The organism is Tamlana sedimenti (genome assembly GCF_038148895.1).
Taxonomy (GTDB): Bacteria; Bacteroidota; Bacteroidia; order Flavobacteriales; family Flavobacteriaceae; genus Tamlana.
Window position 1 is genome coordinate 840,083 of the sequence record NZ_JBBVGQ010000001.1, and the last position, 19,361, is coordinate 859,443.

The window sequence follows — 19,361 nt, forward strand, 5'->3', positions numbered from 1 at the left end:
TTAATTTTCATAGAAATAAATATTATCCAGATAAAAATTTGATAATGATGAACCATTGATGTTCTCATAAATAATAAGGCCAATGTTGTTCCTGTTGTTCATTGTAATAGGGAACTCTAGCGTAATCCAGGAATCAGCAACAAAAAGAGCTTTGTTGAAGAAAATTTGTTCTCTGGTGTCGTCACCACCACCATCTGCTTGATCAGCACCAAAATCTACAACGGTTATCAAAAAATCAATGTTTGCCGGCACGCTATTAGGAATGTACATGTTTATGTGCAAATTTGATTTTTGAGTAGCATCAACCGTTGGATTAGCAAATTGATTTCCAACAAAATTAAAGTTGGTGTAATTAATCATGCTGTTGCCTCCAATTGAAAACTCTGAAGATTGTGTTGTTTGAAATGGTTCCCAATATCCATTAAAAAAGTCTACAGGAACATTGGTGTAGGAATCACTATAAATAGAGATAACTTTACTTGGGTCTCTAGTAGGCGTTGGGGCTAAATTAAATGCTCCTCTTGATGTAAGTTCCAACGAGCCTTTGGCCACAACACCCCCAAGTGTGGCGGTTATTTTTGCAGTTCCTTCACCTATTATAGAAACTACACCATTGTCATTAACAGTTGCAATATCTTCATTAGAAGAGAAAAACTTAAAATATGAAGGTGCCGCATTAACAGTTACATTATTGCCTGTTCCTAAATTAAAGGTTTGGGTCAAACCGGTTAGGGCAATATCCACTCCAGTAAAAGCGGTTTCTGATCTATCTTCACCATTGGAAATGGCTGGTTGTGGTTGAGCCATGGTTCCAAGGTTTTCAAATTTAAGTTCATCTATCCAAAAACTATAGCCCTCTCCATTTTCTGGTCCTTCAGCATACCAAAACACACCTCTTTCTTCCACCAATTTTGATGCGTCAGGAATAGGAATAACATACTTTTGCCAATTTGTGGTTAATTGAAGGCTCGTGCTAACTAGATATTTGTTTTCAAAAAAATCTTGACCAAAGCCTATTTCATTTATGCGTCCAGATCTTGTTCCTTTTGCCCAAAAAGTTAGGGCATTGTAGCCCGTTAGGTCTCTGCCTGCTCCATCAACCCTAAAAATAGCACCTGCATAGCTGCCTTCTGGGTCATTAACATTGGGAACATCAAAACGCATAGAAGCCTTGCTATTGTAGCCTTCGCTTTCATCAACAGACCAAGCAGTTGGTTTGGATCCCACAAATGGAAAGTAAAAATTAGAACCCAACCCTACGGGCGTATCTGTAAATATTTCTGCTGTACTTGGAAATGTTGCCAATACTGCTTCATCGGACAATTCTCTTTCGCAGCCAACCATAATTGTGAATAGGGCGCTCAATAAGAATAATGCTTTTCTGAATGTGAATTTTATATTTTTCATTTTCATATATTTTATTTGCCAATATTGATGTGTACATAGGTTCTAATTTCCCATTCACTACCGTTATCAAAACCAACTGGGCTTATTGGCGGTACGGGAGGAAATGTGTTAGGTGGAACTGCTGTAGGTGAATATCTTGGTGAATTTTCATCCAGTGATCGCCAAATACCACGAATACCTATTTTCGTGTCTGGAAGAATAAACCAATCTGGCTTACCAATAGATGTAGAAATATCAATCATGTTCTGAACAGGGAAGGTGAGGTTAAAATCTCGATGGTAATCAAATGGTCCCCAATCATTAATTTTGAAACCATATTCCAGCTTCCATTTTTTGTATATCATTTTGATGTCGCCGCCAATGCGTTCAATGGTTCTATCACTATCACCATTTGCTTGCGCGGTACCACCATATAAATTTCCGATGAGCCCTAAATCTGGACTTATTTTCGAGACGATTCTAGAACTTAACTCCCAGAGGTCTTGAGCTGGTGCAGATTGAGGAAAGGCAAAAAAGGTACGATTGGCTAAAAACCCAATAGCTGCATCTTGAGCAGTAGGGTGGTGTCTGTAGACAAAACCAAGGTTGAAGGCAAATTTTGCATCCTCAGCACGGTCGTTATCCCACTCGTAAAACCAAGTGCCTGGTGTTGGATCGAAGGTTAAAAGCAACTCTCCAGCAGTAGTTTCTCTGTTGCCTCTTACGGCAAATGGATCGTCAATAAAGTTTCTTAATCTTCCTGGAGCAGAGACATCATTTGGCATTGGGTCTACTAATGGTTTTTGCCATAAAAAGTTTGGTGCTAATTGCCAATCTCCCATTAAGAATGTAAATCCAGAGAGAATGTTAGTTTGGTTACCACTGCCTGAATCCTTTAACTTCCAACCCGTAAATGTTCTTGTGGCATCGGCACCACCATTGGCTACCAAGCCCATATAAGCTGCCTGTGCATACCAGTTAAACCTTCCTGCCTGAACGGTTATTTTGGCTTTACCACCCCAATTATCATCTGAATTAATTTTATCTTGATACACCTGATAATTTCCAGGCTCTCCAGTTACATCTTGAAATGTGCTGCCATTTAATGGTCTGCCGCCCCAAATCCCCCCTAACGAAAGGCCAAGGTTTCCAAATTCTTTTTCAAGTACTATAGTGGCTCGTTCTGTTGGCCAAGGTGGAATTACACCAGAAGAAACTTGGTTTGCATCCAAAATTCGTCGGCCATTATCATCAAACTGTAAGCTCGTGTTTAAATCTCTGTGATATATACCTGTTATATCCCAATGTTTGAAATTGGTTCTATACTTAAGCAACATTGTTGGGTTGGCGCCCCACCAAAGTTGAGGGCCAAATGCGGCCTTTAAGCCTTTAAATTCTCGTTTTCCATCTATTTCCAAGCCCAGAATTTCACCATTGTAAATGTCTAGGTTTGGCCCATAGTTAGCTTCAGGATATAACCCAAAGAAATCACCTTCATAACCCCAATGGTAGTGGCCTGTTCTGTAAAATCCTCTAACATCGGCATGCTTTGCGTTCCATTCAAATTCTGCATTGTAAACTCGCACACGGTTGTTGTCTGTAATAGTTATTTCTTCGCCATCTGAATTGATAACGGTAACCGGGCGGCCAACATTCTCATAAAAAATCTCATTAATGGGATTCTGTGCTACGTTACCAAGGATGTTGAAATTTACTTCGGCCGTCATGTTCGATGTTGGTTGCCCCATAACACCCACGTAGTAAGATTGCATGTGGTCGAAGCCCAATTGATTTGGATATGAATTTGTGTCTGGATCCGGATTATCTGGAGTTGTGATTAATGAACCTCCTGTGTTAAACGTTGTAAACTCAGCCCTAAGGTTGCTCAATTTTATTTTTCCTCCGTCTTTCGCTTCAAGAGCCGCTTTGTCTCCACGGGCTCTTAATACCGCATCCATTAAGTTGATGTTGTTAAAATAATTTTGAATAAAATCAGCATCAACACCATCTTCATATGGGTTTAATTGATGTGCTTCCTTTAAGGCGTAGTAAGCTGCTCGTGGATATAATTCGTAAAGCCCTCTTGGACTAGTTGATCCTTTGGCACAAATACCAAACCATTCCTCATTCATATTATTTTCGCCTTCTTGGTAATCCTTTAAATATCCACCATTTGCCCAAGACGCATTGTTGTCGTGAACATCAGCGTTTTCACGTTTATCAAAACCATACTTCCACCAGCCATCACTAAATTGAAAAGTAAAACCACCTATTGAGTTTTGGGCTTTACCCAATCCTGCAGCATTGGCGTATATTTCTCTCCAGTTCTCAACCATGTAATAGGCCTGAGATTTTTGGTCTTCTTTGTTTTCTATAGCATTAAAGGCGTCAGCTCCAAATTCAGTAAACATAATTGGCTTATTGAATTTTTCCTTTACAACATCAAACATATCGGTAAACGATGGGCCACGATAAGAGTTAACACCATATATATCTACATCTTTACATTCTTCTGCAGCGATATCAATGAACAAAACATCTCCATTACAAATAGCCACAGGATGGGAGGTATCCATCTCTTTCATCATTTTTGCCGCTGTATTCATTAAGCGGTACATTGGCCTACCACGGCTTTCACCAATAAATTGAATGCGCCCCTCGTCATCCGGAAAATCCTCAGTTTCAGCACCTGCCCAGAACAATCCGTAGTTGTTTTCATTACCTAAGAGATAGAGCAATAGGCCAGGCGTATTTTTGTATTCCTGGACCAAGGTCTTCATGTCGTTTAGAAGAAGTTCTGAAGTTGTTGGGTCGTCGTAAATGGTTACGGGAGTCCAAACGCCATTAATAGTTAGTCCGTAACGTCCAAAGGAATGATTCAACATGGTGTAAATACCATAGTTTTCATAAATGTATTTAATCCATCTTGCCGGAACGCCAGTGTATTGACGGATGACATTTACGTTCATGCTTTTGAGGAGTGACATCTCGGTATCTAGACCCGCTCTGATAACATCGTCTGGTTTATTCCAGAAATCGGCATTTACGGTATTCGTTCCGATAGGAATGTAATCCCAGTTCATACCGTTAATCATAAATTTTTCACCATTAACAGTGAGATACATGCCTTCACCGCTTTTTTCGACAGCTACTTTATTTGCTTGAGCAAATGCAGTTGTCGAAAATAAAATCAAGACTAGCTTTAAAAGGTTTTTATTCATAACGTTTAAGTTTAATTAACTTCTTTATTAGTTTAATTGGTTTACTGTACAAAAGAATAAACTAGAGCCGCTAACAATTTGTAGGTGAGGAATAGGTAAGACTTGGATAATAAATTTAACACTATAGCTTGTCAAATTCGAATTTAGAACCACAACAAAAAACATACATTGTAAAAAAACTCACTATTTTTTACAAAAACCTCAATAAAACCAATGGCTTAACAAATGTTTATAGAATAACCATTCAAATTAAAATTTTCAAAACAGCCCAACTATGTTGTGGTTATGTATAGGTGAAAATTTAAGGTGTTGTGTTAAATTTATTGAAAGGGTATCGGGTTTAGAACAATACCCCACCAAAAAAATTTACTTTAAACTAGTTATTGTACAGGCTTTTCGGTTTGATAAAAGCAATACCATGCTCTAGGACCTTCTTCAATTCTAACTTTTAATGTATTGTTTGTGATTTCAATTATTTCTAGTTTACTGGAGGTTTCACCAACATACCAACACATAAAACCTCCGTCAGAGATATTTATAGTGGTCCCTCTGTATTCAGGATTTGTTGCGTCAAGTGTTGCAATAGATGACGATGGACTGAACGTGACTTTCTTAACCCCATCAACTGATGGTGCAACCTCTGGGCCATGGCACGTGTCTCCAGCAACACCAATAGACCCGGCGTAGTCTCCAGGCGTGTATACTATATCTGTTAACTGTTCGAAAGTTAACTCGCCGTCAACAGATTGTGTGAATTCAAACTCGGCGTCATACATACATAATTTGTCAGGCCACCAAGGACCCGCGTTAAACCATTGCGGATACGTATGCTCACCACCCGGCATGAAATCATTTGGTCCAAGACCAATGTTGCCGTTTTTATCTGCGGCCCAATACCAGATTTTGCTATTTCCAGCACCGCCGCTTAAAAAATCTTTGGCTTCGCTGTCTTCAAAGGAACTGAAAACATCAATATTCATTGATTTTGATGTTATTACGCCTCCTCGCCCCGACGCCATAACGGTTACTGAATAGGTGTTTAAATCTGTTAAACTAAACCTATGGGTCACCTTCCCCGAAGGTGCAACAACTAAGCCAGAGTCATCACCAAAATCAAACAAATAGGTTATGGCTCCTGTGGCCGATGCTTCAAAATTTACAAATCCTGAACCATCTCCGTTAGGATTATCCGCATCTGCACCAACTATCTCTGCTGTAAGTGTTACATTGGTTGGTGGGATAAGTTCTCCAAATTCCCCTTCATCATCTTGACAGCTCGTTAATAAAAACAAGCTTAAGAAAGGAATTAAAATATATTTTAAGTTTTTCATAATTACCTGTGTTTAATGTATTAGTTAGAGGTTAAAGCCACATTGTCAATATTAACTTGTCCAGCTTCTGCACCCATATCAAATATTACTCTAGCATCTGGAGCACCCCAATCCGCAGCCAATAATGTTAAGGTATAGGTTGTTCTGGTTGTCGTAATATTAACAGTTTCTACGGTACTTGACCAAGGAGCTGCGCTCAACCCAATACCGGATATTATAGCCCTGTTGGTGTCTGACCAAGCATCAAAATTCAAAGTATAAGTATTGCCAGCGATAATTTCAACTTTCTGGCTCATGTTTACATCCCATGGGTTTCCTGCTGCGGCAACACCTACGGAGAAGTATGTGTTTCCTCCATCAGTTACAACGCTTACTGGTGCATTGTCATCTGTTCCTACAATCCATGGGTCTGGACCTGCTTCAAAATCGCCATTTACCAATAAACCATCATCAAAAGGGCCATCTCCTAAAAACAGGGCAACATTATCAATGTTCACCATGCCTGCTTCCGCGCCCAAATCAAATATCGCTCTGGCATCAGGTGCGCCCCAATCTGTAGCTACCAAGGTTAGAGAATATGTTGTTTTTGTGGGTGTAATATTTACAGTCTCAACTGCGCTAGACCATGGCGCTGCACTCAACCCAATACCAGTAACAATTGATCTATTGGTGTCTGACCAAGCATCAAAAATAAAGGTATAGGTTTCACCTTGAATTATTTCAACCTTCTGGCTCATGTTTACATCCCAAGGATTTCCAGCTGCGGCAACATCTACAGAGTAGTAGGTGTTTCCTCCATCAGTTACAACACTTACTGGTGCATTGTCATCTGTTCCTACAATCCATGAATCGCTACCAAAATCAAAGTTTCCGTTGTTTAATAAGCCATCGTTGAACGGTGCCGTGCTTGGTTTATAGAAGTAAAGGTTGTCTATAAATACCGTTCCTGTTGCCCAAGGTTCGCCAACAAACTTTAACTGGAATATTTCCGTTACCGTAAGTCCTTGGTCGGTGTATTCTGAGATAGGGATGTCCAGGCTTGTCCATTCTCCAGCAGTTAAATCGCTCCATACAGGTTTTTCGGTTACAGTGCCAGAGGCATTATTAATTAAAGAGGTTTCTAATGAAATGCCTTCATCTGCAGTCCATACATCCAAATGCAGGAATTCCATACCAGAAACATCAATGGAAGTTCCGTCGGCTAAGGCAATACCTTGATAGCTTAGATTGATGTATTGTAACATTTTGTCTCCATCTAAATCAAATTCAGCCCAAGAACTTCCTTGACCACCTTGACCCCAATCCGGGAAAAAGTTAGTGTCTGGCACATCGTTATATTTCTCACTGTAAAGTGAAATAACATCTGTCTCTTGTCTGTTAGGAGGCGTTGGCGCCGAAGCAATGGGTTGAAGTATTTCGGTTACTTCAAATTCCTGCATATACTCTGTTGTTTCAATAGCGGCTCCCATGACTACAACACGAATGGTGTAAGTCCCAGGCTCCTGATAGCCATAAGAAACGGTGTCGCCAATATTGGCAATAACAGGGTCGTCGATTCCTTCTTCGCCAAAATAAACTTCATAAGACACTGCAAAATCTGCAGTGGCTGTGACGTTTACTTGTTTAGAAATGGCTAAATCATTTTCAATAGTAACCACTACATTTTCTGGTGCTTTGAAGGACACTACCAACTCTTGAGAAACTTGAGTTTTTAATCCAGTAAGACCTATAGCTTCTATGTTTACGGTATAAGAGCCTTCTTCATAAACGTGCTCTACACTTTCGCCTTGAAGTAAGTTTATCGTCTCTTCTGAACCATCTCCAAAAGAAACATTGAAATTTGAAGCTCCTGTAGCGTTTGGTGTAATAGTCACCAAACCTGTATTATCTTGGGTAACCTTAAACAATGCAGACACGTCTGTTGGAGCAACTACATTATCTAAGTAACCTAAATCGTTATCGTCCTGCTCACAATTGGTTGCTAAGACAACAACCATAAGAAGACTAAATATATATTTTAATGTTTTCATCTGTTTAAATTTTATTGTTTTTCATCGGTCAGATGTAATTCGCCATTAAATTTTTCAGTTGTTATCAACTCAATTGTTATGGCTCATTTCATATCAATTTTTTATTAATTATCATATCCTGGGTTTTGTGCCCATGTTCCACCCGCCAATTCAATTTCTACATTTGGAATTGGAAACAACTCATGCTTACCTGTCACAAAGCCAGGGATGGCTTGGGCGGCACGGTCTGTTCTTACAAGATCAAAGAAACGATGGCCTTCTCCCATCAATTCTACACGACGTTCTTTAAAAATGTCGTTGGTTAGGTTAGATCCCGAGGTTGAAACATCCGGTAACATGGCTCTATTTCTAACTTTATTAAGATAAATTTTTGCTCTATCGTCGCTTATGTTTCCTCTGTTTAGCGCTTCTGCTGCCATTAATAAAACGTCTGCGTATCTAATAGCACGTGTATTATTGGGGTTTGTTAGCGCAGCATCCGGACGATTGGCATCTCCTTTTCTGGCAATATATTTTCTATTGAAGTATCCTGTTTGCTCATAACCAGCAGTTTCGTCATAACTTGCGGTTGGGTTATCGGCTATCCACTGCTCGATATCAAGAATTGTATAGCCTAACCTGATGTCGCCGTCTTCAAAAGCATCAACAGCTTCTTGAGTGGGCACATTAAAGCTATAACCAAAGTCAAACACGGGGCCTGAATAACCTCTTACACCATTAAAGCCAATGGCGTAGTTACCTTCAAGGCAATAGAAACAATCGTAACTACCCCCGTCCACATCAGAATATTGAATTTCGAAAACAGATTCGATGTTGTTTTCATACTCGTTCTCCCACATTAAAGGGGCAATATTTGAAGGTAATAAATCGTGTGGACCATTATTTATAAGATTTTCAAGAACTTCGGCAGCTTCAGGGAATTTATTTTGGTACAAATAAGCTTTTCCCAATAAGGCCTGAGCCGCACCTTTTGTGATTCTTCCTGTTTCACTCTGGATGTATGGTAAATTGTCTGCTGCAAAAATCAAGTCTTGCTCAATTAATTCATAAATATCTGATGCGGGTGTTCTTGCAAGATCAAATTGATCCCCAAATTGAATTCGCTTATCAACCACCAAAGGCACATCACCGAACCATTTTACTAATTCAAAATAGTAAAACGCTCTTAAAAAACGTGTTTGCGCTAATACACTTGCTTTATTTGGAAAATCTACTTTATCCTTAAACTCCATGATATAATTTGCACGGTTGACTCCGGTATACATCCAGGTCCAAATATCTCTTAATTGCGCATTTACGGGCGTGTGTTCCATATCATCAATCTCCTGAAAACCAGGGGTATCGGTAGCACTTTCTCCACCACACAACGTGTTGTCTGAAGCTATTTCACCTAATTGAAAGTTTTTTGCTGTTGCCTGCAACATGTCGTATGCGGCAACAAGTGCATCTTGGTAATCTGCTTCTGAATTGAAAAAATCTTCAGAGTTTTTCTCAGGTGAGGGAACGTCTATAAAATCATCGGCACAAGAAAACACGAACACCAATGAGATTAACAGTATGTATTTAATTTTTAAAGTTTTCATAATTTCTTGATTATAGTTTCACGTTTACACCGAATAGAAATGTTTTTGCACTTGGGTAGAAGCCTTGGTCTATGCCTCCGCCAATAGGAGCTCCACTTGAAGCCGTTGGGTCAAAGCCCTTGTATTTGGTTAGCGTAAACAAATTGTTTGAAGATACATACATTCTTAAACTAGTTACTTTAGAGTTCTCCAATAGTTTTTCAGGAAAAGAATAGCCTAGCTGAATGTTTTGTAATCGAACAAAAGACCCATCTTCAACATAAAAATCTGAGAACAACCCATTTGGCGTTGCTCCATTTGACACTCTAGGGAAGGAGTTACTTGTTCCTTCTCCAGTCCATCGGTCTAAATAATAAATAGTTCTATTTGTTAATTGTTGACCACGTTCGTAGTTGCGAACTATTTCATTACCTATTGATGCAAATGCATAGGCCAAAAAATCAAAATTTTTGAATTCCAAAGAAACGTTCATACCCATTGTCGCATCGGGTAAAGGGTTTCCTAAGTCAACACGGTCGTCTAGATTTATAACACCATCATTATTTTGATCCACATATTTTAAGTCTCCTGGCTGCGGGGTAATGTCTCCTATTGCCGAAGCGTCAATTTCTGCTTGGTTTTGAAATACACCGGCTGTTTGATAACCATAGAAATAACCCAGTGGAAAACCAGCTTCCATTCTTGATGGTTCAGGTTGGCTTATACCAAATGACCCACCAACAAGAAAACCATCATCCGTGTTTACTGAAACAACTTCATTTTTAAGGTAGGTAACATTGTAATTAACACTAAGTTTAAAATTGTCATTAAACCTATTGCTATAGCCAATAGCAAACTCAAGACCTTCATTGTCTACAACACCTCCGTTAACCACTGGAGCGCCACCTACACCCAACAGGCCCGATACTTGAGGCACTACAAGTAAATCCTCGGTTCTTCGTTTAAAATAATCGGCTGTTATATCAACCTTATTGTCTAAAATTCTCATATCAACTCCAAAGTCAAAGGTTTTTTGTTTTTCCCATCTAATTTCTGGGTTGGCAATTCCTCCTGAAGCTGTCCCTATGATTTCTTGCTCATTAAATATGTATGTTCCTTCTCCGTTTAACAAAGACACATATCTGTAGTCTGGAATTCTATCATTTCCTAAAACTCCATAAGACGCTCTAAATTTCAACAAGTCGAAAAACTTATTGTCCTGAAGAAAATCTTCGTCTGAAGCAACCCAGCCAATAGATCCTGAAGGGAAATAACCGAACTGGTTTTCTGGACCAAATTTGGTTGATCCATCTCTACGAATAACTGCAGAAAGAAGATATTTTCCTTTGTAATCGTATTGCAACCTTGAAAAATAGGACAATAACCTAGAGTCAAAAGTTGGGTTTCTTCCTGTAAATCTATTGATATTTTCTATATCTGAAGCTTGTTCCAGATTGGCGTTTGCTTCAATATTACCAACAATATCAAAACCTGTTGCGCCTGTGAACTCACCTGTTGTTTTAAATACAGATGTTCCTAAAAGTACATTGACCTTGTGAGTGTCATTAAAGGTATTCTCATATTTTATGAAGGCATCAAAAGTGTAATCTCTAAAATAATCTAACCCTTCAAAAACACTACTTCTCTCAACATTGCTGTTTTTTCCACTACCAAAAAAAGCTATGGGGTTAAACACTTTTGAATCAACCTGGGCATAGTTAAACTGTATATTGGTTTGGGCGGTAAAGTGGTCTAAAAAATTATAGGACAACCCAGCGTTTCCACTTAACCTGACCTTATTAAGGTAGTCGTGTGTATCGTCAATTTGGGCTAACGGGTTGATAACCTCGCCCCCTAAACCTTCTGCCAAGGTGTAACGTCCATTTGCGTCTCTAACGCTAAATGTTGGTGCCATGTTAATGGCATTGAAAAGCACAGATGAGTTTGAATTTTCTGGAAGGTTCTTTTTGTTGGTACGCATTAACGTAAGCCCCGCATTAAATTTAAAGTTATCTAAAAAATCTAAGCTATAGCTTGCATTGTTTGTAAAACGCCTAAAAGCTGATTTACGCCCTCCAACAATACCGTTTTGGTTTAAGAATGATCCACTGTAAGAATATGAAGATTTTTTACCACCTCCTTTAAAAAGGATGTTGTGGTTTGTCATTGGTGCAGTTTCAAAAACTTCGTCTTGCCAATCGGTACCAGCACCTAAGCTAGAAACATCCGTAAAAGGAATGGCGCTTCCTCCTGCTGCAAAAGCCTCATTAACCAATAAGGCATATTCAGTAGCATTTAACAATGGTATTTTTCTTGTGGTTTCTTGAATACCATAATAAGCATTGTATTCTACCGTAATAGGCATTTCCTTTCGGCCAGTTTTGGTCTTGATTAAAACCACACCGTTTGCCGCACGTACACCATAGATACCTGCAGTTGCGTCTTTAAGAATGTTAATGCTTTCAATGTCGCCAGGGTTTACAACACTTAAATCTTCAATAACGTTACCATCTACCAAAATCAATGGTTTGCTATCTCCGTTTGTGGAAACACCTCTAATACTGATGGTAGAATCCCCACCCGGGCTTCCAGTCTGAGAGGTAATGTTAACCCCAGCAACTTGACCTTGAAGTGCCTGCTCAATTCTGGTAGGCTTAAGAGCTTCAATGCTTTCGCTGGATACCACACTTACCGCACCTGTGACTTCTTTTTTGGTTTGGGTGCCATAACCTATAACCACAACTTCTTCTAGTTGTGCTAAATCTTCTTTTAACTGAATTGTGAGTTCAGTATTGGTTGAAATGGTAATTTCTTGGGTTACATAACCTAGGTAACTTACAGAAATTACAGAACCTTGTTCAACCCCTGTTAATGTAAAGTTACCATCAAAATCGGTAGTAGTACCTTTACTGGTGTTCTTTACGATAATGTTAGCCCCCGGAATAGGAAACCCAATTTCATCTTGAACAACACCGGATATGTCATAATTTTGAGCTCCGGAGTAAGCCACAAAGAATAAGGCTAAAATTTTAATTAGCAATTGTCTCATATATTGTTAGTTTTTAGTTGTGGTAAAATTAAACGTGACCTTTGCTTTATTGAAATTTTTAGCCACAACAAAAAACATACATCTTAAAAAAATGATTGTTTTTTTGAGAATACAGCAACAAGACCTTTTATTTATTGGGTTTTCAAGACCAAACAAATCTTTTGGAAAAAATTATAAAAACATGAATGTTGTGGGGTTGTATAGGTAAAAATCGATTTTGTAGGGGCGCTATACCTCTAAAATGTAATCAGTAAGGCTGGCCTCATGTGGTAAATCGAGCTTTTTTCTGAGTCTATAACGTTTTACCTCCACACTTCTCGGGGAAATATTTAAAAGTGGCGCTATTTCTTTTGAGGATAAATTTAACCTTAAGTAAGCGCAAAGCCTTAGATCATTTGAGGTTAGCGAAGGATGGTCGCTCTTTATTTTTTTAAGGAAATCTTTATCTGCATTATTAAAGGCCTCTTCAAACAAATGCCAGTCGTCTGTATTATTTAAATTCTTGTCTATGATTTTGATGATGCTCTTAACGCCTTTACCAGTATCTGATGTTTTTTTCAATTCGGTTTTAAGGTTGTTCAAAAACTCATTTTTCCTAATAAGGTTCATTGTAGAGGTGGCCAATTCCTTGTTTTTATTTTCTATATCCTGTCTTAATTTATCGTTATTAAAACGCATAAGTTGTTGTCTGTTTTCAAGCTCCTTTCGTTCCAACTCACGTTGTGATTTGAGCAGCAATCTTTCTCGCTGCTTTCTGTAATAACGTTTATAAACATTATGCATAAACAACGAAAACAAAACTACAAATGCTATATATAGAGCTATCATAGCCTTAGTTAAATACCAAGGCGCCTCAATGCTGAAACTATACGATTCTATATTATTTGAAACCCTGTTGCCAATACGGGATCGCACAGAAAAGGTATAATCGCCAAAAGGCAAGTTCTCAAAAGCTTCATGGGGCTGTTGAGACCATTCACTCCAATCTTCATAAATACCCTCAAGTATATATTGGTATTCCGTAACTTGAAACTTATTGAATTTTGGAACACAATAATGAAACTCAAAATTATTTTCTGTATTTTTAAAATCGCCTTCAGTGGATGTATCAATAAACCTGACATTGGTGTCGTTCTTTAGGCTGCTAACAAATGTATAATTAAGTTTTACTTCGTGCGATGGATAGTCCAACTTATTTAAGTCTAAAAGTAAATAACCAGAAGTTGTTCCGTAAAGAAATTCACCATTATTAACCGATAATATGTTCTCAAACCCTACAACATGATTAATTGCGGAACTTTGTATTGGTACCTTATGAATTTTTGGCGCCCCACTTAATCTGTTTGGGGTTAAATAGCTTAATCCTTGTGAAGAGAAAGACCAGAGTTTATTGGAAATAGTATCGTGAACTAAACGACCAGAAGTGTAGTGGTCGCTATCAATCAATTTACTTAAAACCGAATCCTTTTCAAATATATTGGTTTCATGGGTATATTTAAAAACACCATCTTTATTGGTATATAGAATATGGTTATTATACTTTATTAAACTGGTGCTGGTCCCTGATTCTTCAGACACTAAAACCGTTACAGCCGAAGCTTCGGTAAACTGTTTGTTTAAATCGACCTTAAAAACACCTCGGTATTCATGGCTAACCAAAACCTCTGTTTCAGAAACCATTTCAAAATATCTACTTGATACATCAAAACCTTCAATTTTATTCCTTAATCCCCATTTTCCATTAACTTTTTCTAAAACATAAAAGCCGTCATAATCTCCTTGTAAAAGTAAATTACTGTTGTTTTTAACAGGGATTACCCGCCATGTACCAATAATATCAACAATTAAATCTGCCTTATTGTTTTCTATAACAAATGTGCCCGTGTTGTGCCCACAAAACAGAGCTCCGTTAATATTCTGCAAACTCCAAACAGCGCCTTGAGTTCCTGATATAAACCTGAACGCTTCATTGGTGTTGTTCCTTTTAAAAAACAAACCGCTGTTGGTTCCTATATACAAATAGCCGTTGAAAATAATGGACGTGTTAACTGAGCCTATTTTTCCATCTCTGTCATCGTAAATCCGAAAGGCCGATTTCATATTTATGCAGTTGATTCCGTACTCCAAGCCCAACCAAATATTACTATCTGTATCTTCAAAAACCGACAATACCGTGTTGTTGCTCAGTCCTTTATTTTGACTGATCTGGTGCATTATCCGCCCTTCTTCAGATATATGCAAAAACCCATTTGAAATGCTTCCTAAAACAAAACTTTTATCCTCTAGCTGTGCGCTACAATAAATGTGGTCGTTTAACAGTATGTCATTTGCTTCGATACTCCACGGGATGAGTTCATTGTTTTCTAGAATATAAAATCCGTTGTCTTGGGTTTGAATCAAAAGCTTATTTTGGTGATTGAATACATTGACCAAAAGATTTTCCTTACCTACTTTATCGTCCGTAACAAGTTTGGCGCTTCCATGTTCAATTTCATAAAGTCCATCCCTTGCTTTTTGGAAATAAACCCGATTTCCAGCCTTAAAAATTCTGTTAATAGTAGTTTCAGAATCTATAATATCGTAGGACTCCTTGCGCTTATTGTAGATATAGATTCTTTTTAACGATTGAAATAAAATAATGTCATCTACATCGATGATATTCCAAATCTCCTCGTCCTCAAGAAAAGAAACGTCCAGTTTTTTGGAAACAGAAACATAGTTTAAAAGCCCTAAACTATCTCTTTGCCAATAACCAAATTCTCGAAAACATCCGGTAAAAATTTGGTCGCCAATGGCCTTAACAGACCGCATAATTGTTTTATTGGGCGATTCGTACAACTGCCATTCTTCGCCATTAAACTCCAATAAACCTTTATTGTTTCCAACATAAATAAACCTGTTTGAAGATTGTGAAATAGACCAGTTTTGGTTATTGGCATTATAATCCTCAGGTGTGTAAATTTCAATAGGAGGAAGTTCTTGGGCGGTGAGGTTGCCAAAAACACAAATAAGTAGGCCGACGAGCAATAGTTTTAATAACCTCAATTTGTTTAGTGTTAGTTGTATTGGTTACTAATATAGTGAAAATAAGCACTGAGAGGTTATTTGTTTCGTAAATGTATAGGTAATTTATAAAATAACAAAACCATCAAATTGATGGTTTTGTGATAATTATGTGTTGTTTGTTAACTACATGCGTTCTATTCTGCCGCCTAACATTTTGCTCTCGTTAACGGTTTCTGGGTCACCATAAATGTACACATCTCCTCCGGCTCGTATTTTGGCATCCACCAATTTTGAGGCGTTAACATAAGCTTCGCCGGCCGCATTAATAGATACTTCAGTGTTTTCGGTTATTAATGTTTGGCCTTTATAAATACCTCCTGTTAACAAGGATACATGTTGCTTTTTTGATGTTCCGGTTGTGGCAATAGAACCACCTGTAACAGCTTTAATGTTCGCGTATTTCACATTTAACGGCACATTAATCATGCCTCCTTCTTGGGCTCTTAAGTCTATTTCGAACTGCTCAATAATGTCTTTAGACTCTACTTTTGCGCCTTCATTAACATCAATAACATCAACCGAAGTGTAATACAAAACAACTTTGGTATCTGAACCATCAAAAGATTCTTCAAATTTCATTTTAATTTTCAACTTGCCATTGTTGTTGTTTACAATCACATCGCTTTTGTTTTCACCGGAAATGATGACTTTATTTTCAGTAGACTTTATTAACTCTACCGGAATTAAATCAAATACCTTTAGTTCGGTAAATTCGCCAACGGTCTTTTCTATAGGCTTTTGTGCAAATAATGTTGTTGTTAGGCAAAGCACAAAAATTTTAACTAATGTTTTCATCTCTTTCTTTTGATTTGGTTTTTTAACATAACGCAAACCTATCAACAATTATTCCATTGCTGTTATATTTTGTGAAAATATTATGTCGTTGTTTTAAAAACACCCTCCTTGATCTTCCCTCAAGGGAGGAATTTTAAACTACCTTTACAGCAGTTCCCGTTATGGAAACAAAAAAATAGGCTCCAGATTCTGATTCCAAATCCAATGTAATACCAACCACTGCGTTTGCCTTTAATTTTAATGCATTCTCTCTTAACTCTTGAAATGCTTCTTCTTTTGCTTTATTTATAACATCTGTAATGAGTTCCATATTCTTTTCAGTTTTAAAAGAATATGCTCTTTTTATATTGCTGGAAACACCGGTGACTATACCTAAGTAATCTTCAATTTTATGGCCTTCAATGTTGTTTGTAGTTGTTAGTATCATGACTTCTTATTTTTAATATCAGTAGAATTTTTTATTCAAGTGTTACAAGTTAAAATATTATAGCAACTAAAAACCTAGTTTTGTGGTTTTCCAATCAAATTAAAATCGAGGTGTTTTTTAATTAAATCAGTGTTTTTAACTTTTACAATTACTTCATCACCCAACTGGTACATGTTTTTAGTATTACGACCAACCATAGCATATTGGTCTTGGTCAAAAGCATAATGGTCATCGGTCATATCTCGAACACTTACCATCCCTTCACATTTATTTGAAATAATCTCAACATAAATGCCCCAGTCGGTAACCCCAGAAATAACGCCCAAAAACTCTTGATTCTTATGGTCTTCCATAAAACGAATTTGCATGTATTTAATGGAATCGCGCTCAGCTTTTGTAGCCAACATCTCCATATTGCTGGAATGCTGACACTTTTCTTCGTAAACTTCTTCATTGGCACTTTTTCCACCATCTAAATAATGTTGCAATAAGCGATGTGCCATCACATCCGGATATCGGCGAATGGGTGAAGTAAAGTGGCTGTAATAATCAAAAGCCAAACCATAATGCCCAATATTGTGAGTGGTATATTCGGCTTTGCTCATACTGCGAATAGCCAAAGTATCAACTAGGTTTTGCTCTTTTTTTCCAACAACATCCTGCAATAAACCATTAAGCGAAGCTGTTGTAGATTTTCTGTCCTTAAAATTAAGTTTGTAACCAAATTTGCTCACAATATTTTGTAAAGCAGCCAATTTACTATCGTCAGGTTCGTCATGCACACGGTACACAAAAGTCTTTTTTGGTGATTGTTTTCCAATAAATTCGGCAACCTTTTTATTGGCCAACAACATAAATTCCTCAATCAACTTATTGGCATCTTTAGTGGTTTTGAAATACACGCCTTCCGGATTGTTGTTTTCGTCCAAATTGAATTTTACTTCAACTTTATCAAAAGAAATAGCACCATTTTTCATGCGTCTTTGCCGCATTATTTTTGCCAATCTATCCAAAACCAAAACAGCTTGGGCGATTTCAGGTTTTGTTTGGTATGTTTTTCCTGTTAATGATACTTCTTCTGGAATTTCGGTTGTGATTTGAGATGTTTCGACTCCGCTCAAAGCGACATTTGGGTTATTTTCAATAATGGCTTGGGCTTCTTCATAAGCAAAACGGGCATCGCTGTACGTTACTGTTCTGCCAAACCATTGGTTTTTGATTTCCGCCTGATTAGTCAATTGAAAAATGGCTGAAAACGTATATTTTTCTTCATTTGGTCTCAATGAGCAGGCGTTATTTGATAACACCTCCGGAAGCATCGGCACAACTCTATCCACTAAATAAATTGAAGTAGCACGTTCATAGGCTTCGTCATCTAAAACAGTTCCTTCTTTTACGTAATGCGATACATCGGCAATATGAATGCCTATTTCATAAAGTCCGTTATCCAAAACCTTAAACGATAGGGCATCATCAAAATCCTTAGCATCTTTTGGGTCTATGGTAAAGGTTAAATCTTTACGCATATCCCTACGTTTGGCTATTTCTTCATTAGAAATTGAGGTATCCAATTTGTTTGCGAATTCCTCAACTTCATAAGGAAATTCATGTGGCAAACCATATTCGGCCAATATTGCATGGATTTCTGTGCTATGTTCACCAGGTTTACCTAGTATTTTTAACACTTTGCCATAGGGAGAATCTGCTTTCTCAGGCCAATCTTCAAGTTTTACCAAAACCTTATCGCCATCTTCAGCTTTAAAGGTTTTATTTATAGGCACAAAAATATCTTTGTACATTTTAGAACTATCTGGCACCACAAAGGCATAATTACTGTTCTTTTGAATTTGGATAACACCTACATACTCCGATTTGGCTCTTTTTAAAATCTTAGTGATTTCACCTTCCAGCTTGCCACGCTTTCTTCGTTTATACAGGTAAAACTCAACTTCATCACCTTCTAGAGCTTTATTAATATTATTTGATGCAATAAATACGTCTTCATCAAAATCATTTGAAATAATATATCCAGAACCACGAGCTGATAGATCTAAAATACCTGTATGGTATTCTGCCGTAACAATAGCTTTAAATTTACCCCGATCTACTTGTTCTATTTCTTGTTTGGCAGCAAGTTTGGCAAGGGTCTTTATAATTTGGTTTCGACTACTGGCATCATTTACACCCAATTTAGCCGCTATTTGTTTGTAGTTATAAGATTGGTTTCTATCTTTCTTTAAAATACTAAGTATGGTATTTGTTAGGTTGGAAATTCCGTTTTTGGATTTCCTTTTTCTTTTTTTGCTCATTAATTATTGTAATCTTAAATGAATTTCTAAAGTTAATTGAAATTCGGTTATTAAATAGCGATAATTTAGGCGAAGAATTTGCTATTTGTTCTACAAAGCTACGGTTTTAATATTAAACGAAGGTTTAGTTAAGATTAAATCATAAAAAAAGACCTTTAAATTAATGAAGGTCTTTTTAAAATATT

Annotated in this window: 10 protein-coding genes; all 10 read right to left on the reverse strand. The window is 37.5% G+C overall.

Annotated elements, in window-relative coordinates:
* The 10 genes from WJN01_RS03700 to WJN01_RS03745 all read right to left on the reverse strand — a co-directional run bounded on the left by WJN01_RS03700 (position 1) and on the right by WJN01_RS03745 (position 19,176).
* Positions 1 to 1,407 (reverse strand): Ig-like domain-containing protein, encoded by a 1,407-nt coding sequence (locus tag WJN01_RS03700; RefSeq protein WP_445195808.1) that lies wholly within the window; start codon positions 1,405 to 1,407, stop codon positions 1 to 3.
* Positions 1,408 to 1,418: 11 nt separating this feature from the next.
* Complete coding sequence (locus tag WJN01_RS03705) at positions 1,419 to 4,607, reverse strand: glycoside hydrolase family 2 TIM barrel-domain containing protein (protein WP_445195809.1); 3,189 nt, start codon at positions 4,605 to 4,607, stop codon at positions 1,419 to 1,421.
* 380 nt (positions 4,608 to 4,987) lie between these two features.
* The gene (locus WJN01_RS03710; RefSeq protein ID WP_445195810.1) at positions 4,988 to 5,938 is read right to left on the reverse strand and encodes a PKD domain-containing protein; all 951 of its coding nucleotides are present in this window, start codon (positions 5,936 to 5,938) and stop codon (positions 4,988 to 4,990) included.
* Positions 5,939 to 5,958: 20 nt separating this feature from the next.
* Positions 5,959 to 7,968, reverse strand: coding sequence for a carbohydrate binding domain-containing protein (locus tag WJN01_RS03715; protein WP_445195811.1), 2,010 nt, complete (start codon positions 7,966 to 7,968; stop codon positions 5,959 to 5,961).
* A gap of 104 nt (positions 7,969 to 8,072) precedes the next feature.
* Positions 8,073 to 9,551, reverse strand: coding sequence for a RagB/SusD family nutrient uptake outer membrane protein (locus WJN01_RS03720; RefSeq protein WP_445195812.1), 1,479 nt, complete (start codon positions 9,549 to 9,551; stop codon positions 8,073 to 8,075).
* A 10-nt stretch (positions 9,552 to 9,561) separates the two neighbouring features.
* Positions 9,562 to 12,579, reverse strand: coding sequence for a SusC/RagA family TonB-linked outer membrane protein (locus tag WJN01_RS03725; RefSeq protein WP_445195813.1), 3,018 nt, complete (start codon positions 12,577 to 12,579; stop codon positions 9,562 to 9,564).
* Positions 12,580 to 12,807: 228 nt separating this feature from the next.
* Positions 12,808 to 15,624: a helix-turn-helix and ligand-binding sensor domain-containing protein gene (locus WJN01_RS03730; protein ID WP_445195814.1), complete on the reverse strand. Its 2,817-nt coding sequence runs from the start codon at positions 15,622 to 15,624 to the stop codon at positions 12,808 to 12,810.
* A gap of 144 nt (positions 15,625 to 15,768) precedes the next feature.
* Positions 15,769 to 16,440, reverse strand: a complete 672-nt coding sequence (locus WJN01_RS03735) for a head GIN domain-containing protein (protein ID WP_445195815.1) — start codon at positions 16,438 to 16,440, stop codon at positions 15,769 to 15,771.
* A 133-nt stretch (positions 16,441 to 16,573) separates the two neighbouring features.
* Complete coding sequence (locus WJN01_RS03740; RefSeq protein WP_445195816.1) at positions 16,574 to 16,867, reverse strand: YbjQ family protein; 294 nt, start codon at positions 16,865 to 16,867, stop codon at positions 16,574 to 16,576.
* Between the two features lie 74 nt (positions 16,868 to 16,941).
* On the reverse strand, positions 16,942 to 19,176 hold the full coding sequence (locus tag WJN01_RS03745) for a ribonuclease R family protein (protein ID WP_445195817.1): 2,235 nt from the start codon (positions 19,174 to 19,176) through the stop codon (positions 16,942 to 16,944).
* Between the last annotated feature and the right edge of the window lie 185 nt (positions 19,177 to 19,361).